This is a genomic window from Mesorhizobium sp. C399B (assembly GCF_030323185.1).
Taxonomy (GTDB): Bacteria; Pseudomonadota; Alphaproteobacteria; order Rhizobiales; family Rhizobiaceae; genus Mesorhizobium.
Genome location: NZ_CP100472.1, coordinates 6,269,640 through 6,282,063, shown reverse-complemented (window position 1 = coordinate 6,282,063; position 12,424 = coordinate 6,269,640). Strand labels below are relative to the sequence as shown.

General features: G+C 58.4%; 14 protein-coding genes and 1 tRNA gene. 7 read left to right on the top strand and 8 right to left on the bottom strand.

Features of this window, described 5'->3' with window-relative positions:
* Positions 1 to 54 precede the first annotated feature (54 nt).
* Entirely contained in the window at positions 55 to 1,590 is a 1,536-nt protein-coding gene (locus NLY36_RS30070; protein ID WP_023689486.1) for an undecaprenyl-phosphate glucose phosphotransferase, read from the top strand.
* Positions 1,587 to 2,828, top strand: a complete 1,242-nt coding sequence (locus NLY36_RS30065) for an O-antigen ligase family protein (RefSeq protein WP_023697433.1) — start codon at positions 1,587 to 1,589, stop codon at positions 2,826 to 2,828. Before NLY36_RS30070 ends, NLY36_RS30065 begins: the two co-directional genes overlap by 4 nt.
* A 67-nt stretch (positions 2,829 to 2,895) precedes the next feature.
* Here NLY36_RS30065 and NLY36_RS30060 read toward each other — a convergent pair whose 3' ends face one another.
* Positions 2,896 to 3,879: a glycosyltransferase family 8 protein gene (locus tag NLY36_RS30060; RefSeq protein WP_023697434.1), complete on the bottom strand. Its 984-nt coding sequence runs from the start codon at positions 3,877 to 3,879 to the stop codon at positions 2,896 to 2,898.
* 47 nt (positions 3,880 to 3,926) lie between these two features.
* Positions 3,927 to 4,895: a glycosyltransferase family 8 protein gene (locus tag NLY36_RS30055; protein WP_031249308.1), complete on the bottom strand. Its 969-nt coding sequence runs from the start codon at positions 4,893 to 4,895 to the stop codon at positions 3,927 to 3,929.
* Positions 4,896 to 5,038: 143 nt separating this feature from the next.
* On the opposite strand from NLY36_RS30055, the gene NLY36_RS30050 reads away from it, so the two are divergent.
* The 5 genes from NLY36_RS30050 (at position 5,039) to NLY36_RS30030 (ending at position 8,565) form a co-directional block, all read left to right on the top strand.
* Positions 5,039 to 5,115 (top strand) — tRNA-Pro (locus NLY36_RS30050).
* Between the two features lie 226 nt (positions 5,116 to 5,341).
* Complete coding sequence (locus NLY36_RS30045; RefSeq protein WP_023736491.1) at positions 5,342 to 6,673, top strand: AAA family ATPase; 1,332 nt, start codon at positions 5,342 to 5,344, stop codon at positions 6,671 to 6,673.
* Positions 6,670 to 7,248: a hypothetical protein gene (locus NLY36_RS30040; RefSeq protein ID WP_023736490.1), complete on the top strand. Its 579-nt coding sequence runs from the start codon at positions 6,670 to 6,672 to the stop codon at positions 7,246 to 7,248. Before NLY36_RS30045 ends, NLY36_RS30040 begins: the two co-directional genes overlap by 4 nt.
* Positions 7,249 to 7,551: 303 nt before the next feature.
* Positions 7,552 to 8,055: a hypothetical protein gene (locus NLY36_RS30035; RefSeq protein ID WP_156933242.1), complete on the top strand. Its 504-nt coding sequence runs from the start codon at positions 7,552 to 7,554 to the stop codon at positions 8,053 to 8,055.
* A gap of 27 nt (positions 8,056 to 8,082) precedes the next feature.
* On the top strand, positions 8,083 to 8,565 hold the full coding sequence (locus NLY36_RS30030; protein WP_023736487.1) for a hypothetical protein: 483 nt from the start codon (positions 8,083 to 8,085) through the stop codon (positions 8,563 to 8,565).
* Between the two features lie 33 nt (positions 8,566 to 8,598).
* On the opposite strand, the gene NLY36_RS30025 is transcribed toward NLY36_RS30030, so the two are convergent.
* The 6 genes from NLY36_RS30025 to NLY36_RS30000 all read right to left on the bottom strand — a co-directional run bounded on the left by NLY36_RS30025 (position 8,599) and on the right by NLY36_RS30000 (position 12,310).
* Positions 8,599 to 9,120 carry a hypothetical protein gene (locus NLY36_RS30025; RefSeq protein ID WP_023736486.1) on the bottom strand — a complete coding sequence of 174 codons (522 nt, stop codon included), beginning with the start codon at positions 9,118 to 9,120 and terminating at the stop codon, positions 8,599 to 8,601.
* A 14-nt stretch (positions 9,121 to 9,134) separates the two neighbouring features.
* The gene (locus NLY36_RS30020; RefSeq protein ID WP_023736485.1) at positions 9,135 to 9,851 is read right to left on the bottom strand and encodes a hypothetical protein; all 717 of its coding nucleotides are present in this window, start codon (positions 9,849 to 9,851) and stop codon (positions 9,135 to 9,137) included.
* A gap of 108 nt (positions 9,852 to 9,959) precedes the next feature.
* Positions 9,960 to 10,343, bottom strand: a complete 384-nt coding sequence (locus NLY36_RS30015; RefSeq protein WP_023736484.1) for a hypothetical protein — start codon at positions 10,341 to 10,343, stop codon at positions 9,960 to 9,962.
* 249 nt (positions 10,344 to 10,592) lie between these two features.
* The gene (locus tag NLY36_RS30010) at positions 10,593 to 10,913 is read right to left on the bottom strand and encodes a DUF6074 family protein (RefSeq protein WP_023736483.1); all 321 of its coding nucleotides are present in this window, start codon (positions 10,911 to 10,913) and stop codon (positions 10,593 to 10,595) included.
* 11 nt (positions 10,914 to 10,924) lie between these two features.
* On the bottom strand, positions 10,925 to 11,821 hold the full coding sequence (locus NLY36_RS30005; RefSeq protein ID WP_156933241.1) for a helix-turn-helix domain-containing protein: 897 nt from the start codon (positions 11,819 to 11,821) through the stop codon (positions 10,925 to 10,927).
* A gap of 255 nt (positions 11,822 to 12,076) precedes the next feature.
* Positions 12,077 to 12,310 carry a helix-turn-helix transcriptional regulator gene (locus NLY36_RS30000; protein WP_023736481.1) on the bottom strand — a complete coding sequence of 78 codons (234 nt, stop codon included), beginning with the start codon at positions 12,308 to 12,310 and terminating at the stop codon, positions 12,077 to 12,079.
* Positions 12,311 to 12,424: the final 114 nt, after the last annotated feature.

The following is a 12,424-nucleotide window of genomic DNA, read 5'->3' as shown; positions in this document are numbered from 1 at the left end:
GTTTTTTTAGCTCTCTTTCTGCTATCGTCATCGCGGAAGCTTGTGGGAAACCCGATGAACGAGACCGACCCCACGCGCCGCTTTTCGGCCGATGCGGTGCGCAAATTCGACAGTCCTGCCGAGAGCCCCACGCCCGGCGGCATGAACAGTGTTGCCCGCCAGGTCGCCTCGCAATACCGGCGCGATACGATGTCGCCGGTCATGGTCAGCGGCGTATTGCGCATCGTCGAATTCGGCTTGCTGTTCCTGTCGGGGCTCGCGCTCTACTTCCACTTTGTCGGCTTCTTCAACTATCTCGCCTGGCAATATCCGCTGACCATTGCCGCGGCGTCATTCGTGGCCGTGGTGCTGCTCGACGTCAGCGATTGCTACCAGATCTCCGCCTTGATGCGACCGATCTCCAATCTCGGCCGCGTGCTGATGGTCTGGGCCGGCACCTTCGCGCTGATGGCGCTGACGGCCTTCATCATGAAAATGTCGGAGGATTATTCGCGTCTGCTGTTCGGCACCTGGTTTGTCGTCGGCCTGCTTCTGCTGTTCGGCCTCAGGCTGGTGATGTCGAAGCTGATCCGGCGCTGGGCGCGCAACGGCCGCATGGAACGCCGCGCCGTCATCGTCGGCGGCGGCAAGGCGGCCGAGATGCTGATCCGCTCGGTCGAGAAGCAGCCAGACAACGACATCCGCATCTGCGGCATCTTCGATGACCGCGGCGACAAGCGCTCGCCGCCGATCGTGGCCGGCTATCCCAAGCTCGGCACCATTTCGGAGCTGATGGAATTCGCTCGCATCGCGCGCATCGACATGCTGATCGTGTCGCTGCCGCTGACTGCCGAAACGCGCGTGCTGCAGCTGCTGAAGAAGCTCTGGGTGCTGCCGGTCGACATCCGGCTCTCGGCGCATTCGAACGCTTTGCAGTTTCGCCCGCGCGCCTATTCCTACATCGGCTCGGTGCCGATGCTCGATATCTTCGACAGGCCGATCAACGACTGGGATTCGGTCGCCAAGCGCGCCTTCGACATCGTCTTCTCGCTGATCGGCATCATCCTGTTCTCACCGGTGATGCTGGCGACTGCCATCGCCATCAAGCTCGACAGCAAGGGGCCGGTGCTATTCAAGCAGAAGCGGCACGGCTTCAACAACGAGATCGTCGAAGTCTACAAATTCCGCTCCATGTACACCGACCGCTCGGACCCGACCGCCAAGCAGACGGTGACCAAGAACGATCCGCGCGTCACCCGCGTCGGCCGCTTCATCCGCAAGAGCTCGATCGACGAGCTGCCGCAGTTCTTCAACTCGCTGTTCGGCACGCTGTCACTGGTTGGCCCGCGCCCGCATGCGATTGCCGCGCAGTCGCACAACCTTCTCTACAATGAGGTGGTCGACGGCTATTTCGCCCGCCACAAGGTCAAGCCCGGCGTTACCGGCTGGGCGCAGATCAATGGCTGGCGCGGCGAGATGGACACCAATGAGAAGATCCGCATGCGCACGGAATATGACCTCTATTACATCGAGAACTGGTCGATGCTGTTCGATCTGCGCATCCTGCTCATGACGCCGCTGCGGCTGCTCAACACGGAAAACGCCTATTGAGCGCGATTTCCCATGATGTGCCGCAGGCTGCGGTCAATGCCAAGCTGATCGCGCTGATATCGTCGGGCGCGGTGTTTTTCGGCGTCTTCCTGTCAGGCTTCGTCATCGACGAGCCGGCGCCTTACGATCTTTTCATGGTCGGGCTGATCGGGGTGTGGGGGCTGTTTGGCCTGCGCATATCGCGCGCGGCCGTGCCGCTGCTGGTGCTGCTGATCACGATGAACATCGGCGGCATGATTGCAATGACTCAGATGGCCGATCTCGCCAACACACCGCTCTATCTCGCGGTCTCGCTGTTTCTCGCGGTCACCGCGGTGTTCTTCTCGTCGGTGACGGCGGTGCAGCCCGGCCTCTACCGGCTGATCTTCATCGCCTATGTTGTCTCCGCGGTGGTGACCTCGCTGCTCGGCATTGCCGGCTATTTCCACGCTTTCCCGGGCGCTGAAATCTTCACCAGATACGACCGCGCCCAGGGCGCCTTCCAGGATCCGAACGTGTTCGGACCATTCCTGGTGCTGCCCGGCATCTATCTGCTCTATCTCCTGTTGACCGGCTCGATCGCGCGCATGCCGCTTCTGGCGGTGCCGCTGCTGATCATCACCGCCGGCATTTTCTTCTCCTTCTCGCGCGGCGCCTGGGGCATGTTCGCCGTCTCGGCCATCCTGCTCACCGGCGCCCTGTTCCTGCAAAGCAACAGCGGCAAGTTCCGGCTGCGCGTCATCATCATGAGCATTGCCGCCGTCACCCTGCTGGTGGTCGCCATGATCGTCATCCTGCAGCTGCCCGGCGTCGGCGAGATGTTTTCCAGCCGCGCCCAGCTCGAACAGAGCTACGACACGGCGCGCCTTGGCCGCTTTGCCCGCTACACGATCGGCTTCGAGATGGCGCTCGAACATCCGCTCGGCATCGGCCCGCTGGTGTTCGGCACCATTTTCGGCGAAGACACGCACGACATATGGCTGAAGACGCTGATGGATTATGGCTGGCTCGGCTTCGTCTCGTTCCTGTCGCTGACGCTGTGGACGATCGCGGCCGGCTTCCGCATCCTTTTGCGCGACCGGCCGTGGCAGCCCTATCTGCTCTGCGCCTACGTCGCTTTCATCGGCAATATCGGGCTCGGCACCTTCATCGACATCGACCACTGGCGCCATGTCTACCTGCTGCTCGGCCTGATCTGGGGCGCGATCGCGCTGGAATACAGGCATCAGCGCGGGTTGCGGGCGGTGGCGGCAAGCTAAACCGATGGGAAAGCCGCCGAGTTCGGATGACTTCGCCTTCGGAACGAATTGCGACCGACGATTTCGTCTATCTCGCGATACCGGTCACCCGCTCGGGATACCGCACGGCCAACATCGAATTGTCCGCATGGCTGGCAAAGATGGCGCTGACCTTTTCGGCGTCGAACCGCGCCCGTCGCTTGCGCTTCTCGTCGTTCAGCAAAATCCCGCTGATGGCGTCGAACTTGCGGCCGAGGTTTTTCAATATGCCTCTCTTGATCGGCCAGTTGCTGTTGAAACGGCCGGCCCAGGGCGTGCCTTTCGCCAGATCACGATAGATCGCCATGGCGCCGACCTCGACACCGATCGGCGGACGGTCCCAGGGCTTGCCCCAGGCGAAGTGGCGGGCGTAGCAGCGGCTGAAAGAAATCTGGCTGGTGTAGTTGGTCATCACGTTCCAGAACGGGTGCATCGTCTGCCACCTGCCCTCGAAAGCCACGTTCAATGCACCTTGATCCATCCCGTAAACCTGCTCGGAGGCCAACTGCCGGGTACGCTCCAGAAGCCCCTCCTGCCTGACCAGTGGCATGTTGAACACCAGCACGCCGGCATTGAACTTCGGCGCGCCTGGCTGCATCGGCAAATGCTGTCGATACTTTACGTCGAAATAGGTCTGCTCATCGTGTGCGGCCAGCAGCGGAGCGTTGAGCGGGACGTTGCAGAGGTCTTCTATCGATCTGTTGAAAAGCACATCGGCGTCGGAATAGGCGATGCGGTCATATGGTTCGAACTCCGGCAATTGATCGGCAAACAGCCTGATGTAGGTCGCAAGGGTTGGGTGCGTTCCGCGGTTGAAGTTTGTCGCTTCCATGAATTTCGTGACATCCAGGATGCGGATCTTCCCACCGAGCAGACGCTCTCCGATAGCTCGGTCTTCGTTGGAGATGACACCGGTGTGCAAAATAAAGCCGTCGAGGTGGTCCGACACATTCAGCACGCGGCGCGCCGCCAGGCTGGCAAACGGGAAATACCTCTGGTCGGTGGCGAAAAAGAAACACGATTTTTGCGGCATGCTACAACCTGTTGCCTGACCCATTCGCGAGAGCTCCGTTGCGGGTCTCAGGCGAAACCACCGAGTACTTCCGGAAACTGCACAGCCATCGCCCCGGCGTCAGCATGCTCGGCATATATCTTATGCACCTTGCTGCCGTCGTACCGTGCGCGCCGCCGATACCGGTCCTTGTTCGGCAACATCCCCATGATACCGTCGAACCTGCGGGCGAACCGCCTCATGACGCCCCGCTCGAAGGGAATACGCTGCCGGAAGGGCTCAAGCCACGGCGTATCCCTTGCCAGATCGCGCCAGACGGCAAGCGCCTCGGGCTCCACGTCGACCTGGCTTCCCCAGGGCTTGCCGCCGGCGAAATGCCGCGCATAGGCTTGGGCGAACCGAAACTCCTTCGTATCGTTGGACATCAAATTCCAGTTCGGGTGCATCGTCTGCCACTTGCCCTCGAAGACGATGTTCAGCGCGTTCTGATCGTTCATTTGCCCGGCAACGGCAACATCTCTGGCGCGGTGCAAAAGTCCCTGTTGACGCACCGGCGGCATGTTGAAGACGATGATGCCGGCGTTGAAATAAGGCGCCCCCGGCTGCATCGACAGTTTGTTCCGATAGCCCGGGCGGAAATACATGTAATCGTCGTGAGCGGCCAACAACGGAGCATGAAGTGTCTGGCCCACGAGATCCGCGATATCTCGATTGAACAGAACATCGCAATCGACATGGGCGATGCGGTCATAGTCCGCGAACTGAGGCAGTTGGTCGGCGAAAAGCCGAACAAAAGTGCCGACATTGCTTGGCCGGAAAGTATGGCCAGCCTCCGCAAACAGCCCCGAAACGTCCATTATGCGAAGACGGTTCTTCAGCAGGCGTTCAGCAACACGCATATCGGCATCGCGTGCGCCGGCATGCAGGATGAAGCCTGGCGTTGCGTCTCCCGAAACATCCAGAATTCTGCGCGCCGCCAAGCATGCATACGGAAAATAATTGGCGTCGGCCGCCAGAAAAAAACAGGAATTTGCCACGCGCAATCCTTCGTATCGATACTGCGCGAGCCATATCGCCTTGGCGTTGCGGCGACAAGGCCGAATGCTGGCGACTTTCAGGCCCGGCGCGCCGTTTTAGCGCTTGCACCATACCCCTTGAAAATATATGGCTTTGCGCGGTCCGGAGTGTAGCGCAGCCCGGTAGCGCACTTGACTGGGGGTCAAGGGGTCGTCGGTTCGAATCCGGCCACTCCGACCAAACAATACAAGGACTTATCCCCAAAAGTCCCTCGAATGACGAGTTGCATTTGTTTGTTAGGGTGTCTCAAGGGGTAACGGCGCGGTTATCTGCCCAGGTGCAATTGCCACTTTTTCAATTACATAATCCAATTTGAGAAATTTCTAAGACAATGCTGTCACATTGACGCGCGATGATATGGGTGAGTTTATGTGGCTGGTGACTATGAAACTTTTGAGCAGATGCCTTGACAAAAATTAGCGTTAAGAACCTCGGCAAAATTCGAGCTGCCGAAATCGAAACGGCTCCTCTGCTTCTTTTCGTAGGACGCAACAACACGGGCAAGAGCTACCTAGCCACCTTGATGTGGTCTCTCGCGTACCTGATGCCCCTGCTCGCGACCGACGAGGCAAGAGAGCGCAGGCCGGCATGGTTCAAGAAAGTCAGCATTCCAAAAAAGGATCAAAAAGTCGTCTCTCTTGGAGTTGATCGCAAGGCAGCTGATGACGTAATTAAATATCTGAATGAAGAACTGGCCTTAGGTGGGTCGGATTTCCTTAGTTACAATTTCTCATTTGATGGATTTTCTAATACGGAAATCTCAATAGGCGTAGATGAGTTCGACGATTTTTCCATTACTCTCCTTGTTTCTGATTTAGGTGACGCTGACAACAAAGTTAAATTTCTCGGCTCCACGTATTTTGACAGAGAAGGAAAAAGTTATCTAAGGACTAACTTTCCACTCAATAGCACGATCGCAGAAAATAGAGCAAAAGATCGAGTCTTTATGGAAATCGTAGGCAGAGTGATCTATGGCAGATCATGGATGCTTGTACGAAATACTATATATATACCTGCCGCTCGCACCGGACTCATGGTTGCTCTGCGCGCGTTGGTCTCTAATCTTTTTGAAGGCGACGAAACGTCTACAGTCGATTTGCCGCGACCATTTCGTGATTTTTTGCAAAAAATGGCGGTTCCTCGCGGACGTCTCAGCGTCACGGCTCCTGGCCCGGCTGTAGTGCAATGGCTTGAGAAAGAAATCCTGAACGGGCATATTTTGGCCTCCGATGACGAGGTTCCGTCCTTCACTTACATTCCCGATGGCAGCAAGCTTGTAGTTCCACTGCACGCGGCGTCTTCGATGGTAACCGAGTTAGCGCCTTTTTCGGTATTGCTGAGGTCGCGGGGTGCAACTCAGATTATTTTCGAAGAGCCAGAGGCTCACCTCCATATTTCCGCCCAGCGCTCCATGGCTCGAGCACTCGCTCGTCTCGTCAATGGGGGATACCGGGTCTTGGTGACGACTCACAGCGACACGTTCGTTCAACAGATAAACAACCTGATGACTCTGCACGCTCACCCTAGGAGGGATGAGATGTTGAAAAAGTTAGGTTATGAGATCGAAGATTTGATTGATCCCAGACTCGCTGGTGCCTACGAATTTGTACCTGACGGCAAAATGACCGCAGTCCGCAAAGTCCATCAGCGCTCAGAGGGATTTGTCGTAAAATCTCTCAACGAAACGCTTATCGATCTTGCCGACGAAACGATATCGATCGGCGAGTCTGACGAATGATCGACATTTGCAGGGAACGCCTTTGTCACTTCAACAATGCCTACGTGCACGAACTCAAAGACACCTGCGACATCACGGAAACCAGTCCTGGCGGCGAGGGTACGGCGCGTTTTTCGTCCAAGTCCCCGATCATTAGAATCAAGTCATCAAAACAACCTCCGCTGTTGTGGTCGCTTAAACAGAGGAAGTGCGCTGACGGCGCGTTTTTGACATTTGTCGACAACGAGGTTTGGCTGCATATTGTTGAGCTGAAGAGCGGACTTTCCCTGAGTGATTGGGCCCACGCAAAAAAGCAATTTGAGGGAATGTACTTGACGGCCGTAGCCGTCGCTGGGCTTCTTTGCGAGAGCAATGTTGCCCACGTGACCTGCTACATAGCTTACACAAGTGACAATCTTGCTGCCACGAGGGGCGCCTCGCCCACTCTCCTAAAAACCCTCGTCGGGTCAACGAAAACTTTGGGTGGCTGGGAAGAGTGGACCAATGGCGAGATATCGCTGCCGTTTAACGTGACGGCTTCGGTCGTGAAAGGAAAGCGGGCGAAAGGCGGGGATGTCGATTTTGGTGCCGTTTAACTATGCGGCTTTTCAATCAATCGACTCCTAGGAATTAACGCACCCACCATTTGAGCCACCGGTCAAGAGGTCGCCTTACCGTCTCCCCGTCCGTCTGCAAGAGAATTCAAGCACTTCGTTTGGCCAGCGGCGATCGCAGCGGAGGCCAATCGTGCGCAGGGTAAGCGCCAGGGTGTGCACGGCGCCCTTTTTGCGCCGCGCTGACCCCGCCAGCCGACTCTGCTACCCTAGGCAAGTTGCCGCAGTTCATGCGAGAACATTTTTTCGAGATGTGTCGAGCCTTCGGCTGAGAGGATGCTAAAAATGATCGTCACAAATTCATTGGTCACAAAGCCCTCTAGCGAGCTTGAACTTGGCGAGTTGTTCACTACGGACATCGACCAAGGATTCGCGCTTTGTATTCTTGTGAGAAGATTGGCGACTGGACGCCTAGTTATTGCAGTGCTCCAAGGTGCGGCTTTTGAAGCTAGCCGGATGCAATACGTGGCCACTGATCATCTGCATCGCTGCCTATCATTTGGGATGAACTGGGTGCTTGATCTTCTTCCCGGCCAGGAAACATTTCCTCAGAACACTTACACACCCGACGCGGCGTCCAGCATCTTCTTGGATACCGACGCAGTTGTATTCCGGCTGGATTCAGATCCGCGGATCAACATGCCGAGGCAACCTATTTGCATAAACTCACAAACCTTCGCGGATCACGAACTTTCAACGACCGCGGCGCCTGTCCGGAATTGGCGAATTTGGCGAACCGAGCAAGACCGCATGGTTGCCGATGCGCAGCCGGTATTTTCGTTTCCGTAGGATTGAAGCACACAGGGCGCGACCACAGTGACCAATTGCGAAACCATCGCGTTTGAAGCCGCCAAGCTGGCCCTTCAGTTTGGCGGCGCAATGTTCATCGCCTGGAAGGCCGTACAGTGGGCGCTGGCGCGCTATAAGGCTGAAAAGCACTGGGAGCGGAGGCTTTCCGCTTACTCCGAATTGGTGGCAGCGTTAGGCGCCATGAGCCGAATCAACGGGATTTGGGAATTGGAGGAGCTCGATATCCGCGCGCCGACGGCTGAAAGCACTGATGAACTGCGCGCCCGCTATTGGGCTGCTCGCCGGCGTCTGGAGGAGACAAGCGCTGTTGCGCAATTACTGCTGTCAGAGGAAGTAACTGAGATCCTCAAAGCTTTGGAGAAAGGGCTAGGGAACGTGCCGAATAGGTCCAATTCCTTCTTTGAGCAAATCCAGAATGAATGGCCTCTAATCGACAAGGCTAACAAAGAGCTGATCGCCCTTGGACGAGCGGATCTCGGACTTAAATAGCGCTCATGCACTTGGCGAGCTGTCGGCCACCGGTTAGCGTTGTTTTTTCAGATCGGCGATCATTCTGCCGAACTCGCCGGCCGATTTCCTCGCCGGCGCATACGCCCTACCCTCGTCGCTGACCAGCCAAGCACTCACTGCGGCCTCGACGCTCCGAAGGCCAAAGCCGTCGCGGATAAGCGCGACATGGCCGTCGCCATCGTCGGCCGGCTCGACCTCGACTTTGTGCGTTGTCAGAAACAGAGCCAAGCCCGCCGGCGCGAACCTGCCAGGCACGCCTTGGGCGTCAAGGACGTCGCCGATCGCCGCGCGGGCGATCATGCCGTGCAGCGTGTCAGTGCGTTCCTTGATGACGTTGTCGCTATTGGCCAAGGCCGCCTCATGGGCCTGCTGGGCGGCCGCGAGCGCCGCATTGCCTTCGTCGGCGATCGCCTGCGCTTCCGGCGTCAACGTGAAGCCGCCAAAACCCGTCGGCTGGTAGCAAGCACGAAACTGCACCGGCACTTTGGCCAGGGTCGGGACCGTGGACGGAAACTCAAAATCATCGTCGGGCATCGGACTTCTCCTCGTTACGCTTGGTGACTAGCTGCTGCTGCAATCGCCTCCGCCGCGCGGGCCGCGGCCGCGTCCGCCAGCTTGGCAGGGGGCGACTGGGTATGCCTAGTGGCTACCTCGACGAAGGCCAAGCCGGCACGCCGAGCGGCTTCGACGGCCTTCGTCAGCCTCTCGATCCTTCCGAGCTCGACAGGGAACTTTTGCCGGCGCCAGCGATCGCGTACGGACGCGTGCGAGACATCGCTCATTCCAAGCAGCAGCGGATCCGCGTGCAGGACCGCAGAGAGGAATTGATCGTCCCCTGCCGCCAGGCGTCCGGCTATGGCCGCCGCGCGAGACTTGTCGTCCATCTGGCGCAGCACGCCTCGCAACTCGGCTGCACGGCTTTCCTCCGTCGCATTCCTCGGCTGTGCCGGAGCCCAAGTCGACGCGGTCAGCCGACCTATCTCCGCTTGAGTCCGCTCCAGCGCCGAATCGAGCCGGGCGACACCGCGTTGCGCGATCGTCGTCGCGGCGGCGCGAACCCGGACGGCGTTGTCCTGTGCAGTTCGGGTTTTGTCGGCAGTGATCGCCGCCGCGGTCGCCTCGATCTCGACCGCTGCATTACCGGCGGAGTCGAGAGCGCCGGCCAAGTCGTCGAGCGCGGGGTCCGGCTGGACAGTGCCGGCTCGAGGATCCTTCATCTGATACCGGTCGATGACCGCACGATTAAGAGACGGGGAAAGGGCCATACAGCTACTCCGAAACACTGACTCAGTTACCAAACCGCGCCGCCGACCCAAGTCCACAAAGCCGGCGGCGCGCACCGCGAGCCGCCTGCACGGACCGCGGCGATACGATCATCCGAAAATTCGCATGCTTGGAACCCGCTCGGGCCGGTCATTCGGCGGCCTGGCGCTGTCGATCCCAAGGCTTTCGAAAAGGCGAGAAAGGGCATTTGCGAGCGTCACGTACGCGGTGCCATCGATAATCTCGCCGTTCGCCAGTCGGGCATCCTCGCTCTCGCACACTAGCGCTATGCTGGCGGCACGCCGTGCCAAGATCGTTTGTTCGTCGCGGACCGTGCCGCCAATAGCTGCGAGAATGCTGCCAAGGATCTCGGCATATCGCCGGCCGCCGGCAGTGCGGCGATCGACGCCGCGCAAGGCCGGCCTGTTGACGGCCAGGTTTTCAGCTTCAATTTCGACCTTTCGCCTAGTCATCTTGGCTTGATTTCGTGCCATATTTTTTACTCACGCGTTACCCGGATTCAGATTCGACGGTATTCACTAGCGCTATATGCGCGGAATCAAAGGCAGTTGCCAAGTGGTAGCACTTGACAACCTATCAAGTGCCCCTCGGAAAAAGGCGGGCCAAAGCCACTTGTGGCGGGAATCGGCCGGCTCTGCTGCCTGCCCCGGACGCCAGGCTTGTACCACGCCGGCCGATCCTCAGATCCATGACTACAAGGACTCCTGTGCCCGGCGTTGTGATCACGCGGCGCCGCCATCGGAACTCTCGCGGGCAGGAACTCGCGAAATTTTCCACGCTTCGAAACCAACCACATCGAAAAATCTTCTCAGTTCGGCTGCGATCTGCCCGTCGTCGAGACCAAGCGCACGCATTTCCTGGCGAAGCTTCCCGCGCTCGCATCTCCACCGCCGCTGCTGCTCTGGACGGTCTGGCGCGGCCAACAAGCGCCTTGCGGCGCCGCGGGCTACTTGCCGGCGCTGGCGAATCGGAAACCACAGAATCGTGGCTGTCCTCTCGAACAAAGGGATCATCGAGAGCTGGTCGGATTGATCTTTCGGCATGCAATTCCTCCTCAGCATTGCTTTTGTGGGACTTTGGGAGCGCCGCTGACCAGTTCGAACGGAATCTCGCTTTCGTCCTCATAGTCTTCGTCGAACATGAGGCCGACGTCGGCACCCTCGTCGTCTGGTCCAAGACCGTCGACGCCGGGCGCATCGTCTTCGCCTTTGTCGCTGCCTTCATCGCGCTCGACGTGATCGAAGTCGTCATCGTGGTTGCACGCATAGTCTGCAGGCGGATTTTCATGGAGCGCATCGAAGGATGCAGCGAACTCAGCGGCAAGGGAGGAGTCCATTTCTTCGATGACGCGGATCGGCGTTTGTTGACTATTTGACTTAGTGGCTGCCGCGTTGGAATCGGAAGCGCCATGGCGCGCTTCCGATGTTCCACTAACGTTAGATGACGGCCTGAACCGTTCGGCGGCCCCTGCAAGGGCCGCCTTTGGTTCATCACTGTGCGCGCTCATATGAGTCGTCCGCAAATTCTGTCTGTTCATGTCCGCAGCTTCTTTCGGATCACGGTCCCAATTGTTGCCGGTCAAAGCATCCTTCTGATCCGCAATTTCTTTCGGATCTTGATCGGAAGCTTTTGTCGGATCATGAAGGGCAAAATCGTAGCTGTTGGTCACCCCCTTTCCACGACGAGTGACAGTTAAGTGACCCCGCTCACCCAACGACGCGATGGCATTTTCCACGGTCTTCACGCTGCATCTCAGCAGCGTCGCCAAAGTCATCTGTGAAGGCCAGGCTGTCCTGCTTTTGCGATTTAGAAACTCCATCGCCAGGCAGAGTGCGATACGAACCGCTGTTGATGACAGCTCATGGTCGTAAAGTACCTGCCTGATCCAATTCCATCTGAACTTGGCAAAGCCGTCATTTGGCTCGCCCTTCTCGTCAGGGTCTTTTGGCAATGTGATCTCCTATGGGTGCGGGCGCGCCCCGGCGCGCTACACTGGGATTCAGGCATGCGCCGGTTTGGCCGGCCGATCCCCAGAAAGGCTGGACCTCACGGCAAGAGAGCCTTTGATGCGGTGTCAGATGCGCTCTTGCCGGGCGCCAGTCAGGGCACGACCTCGCCGGCGCGTACACCGGCGGCGCGCCGCGTCGCCCGCGCCGGTCAACGGCCGGCTTGCCAATCTGGTGAGAACTCATCGAGGCGGCCTGGCTTAGGCCACATGGCTGGCGCGAGTGCGCTCCCATTCGATCAGTGCAGCCTTGAGAAAGAGGCGCCGGCGATTGATGACCAGCGGGCGCGGGAAGCCGAGTTTTTCGTCCTGCAACCAGCGCCAGAGCGTCATATCGGCGATTTGAAATCGGGCCAGGACTTGGGGCGCAGTCAGATAGCCAGCCTCAGTAGCTGACTCTTCAACCTTAGGAACGAGCTTGAGTTTTCCGGCCATTTTGCGAACTCCACATTTGTGTGCTCGCTTGGGGCCAATGGTGCCGGCGAACACAGGTTCAAATCCCTGTCGTTTGCCGGGCCTCAACTGCCCAGGTCGGTTCGAGGGCCTAAG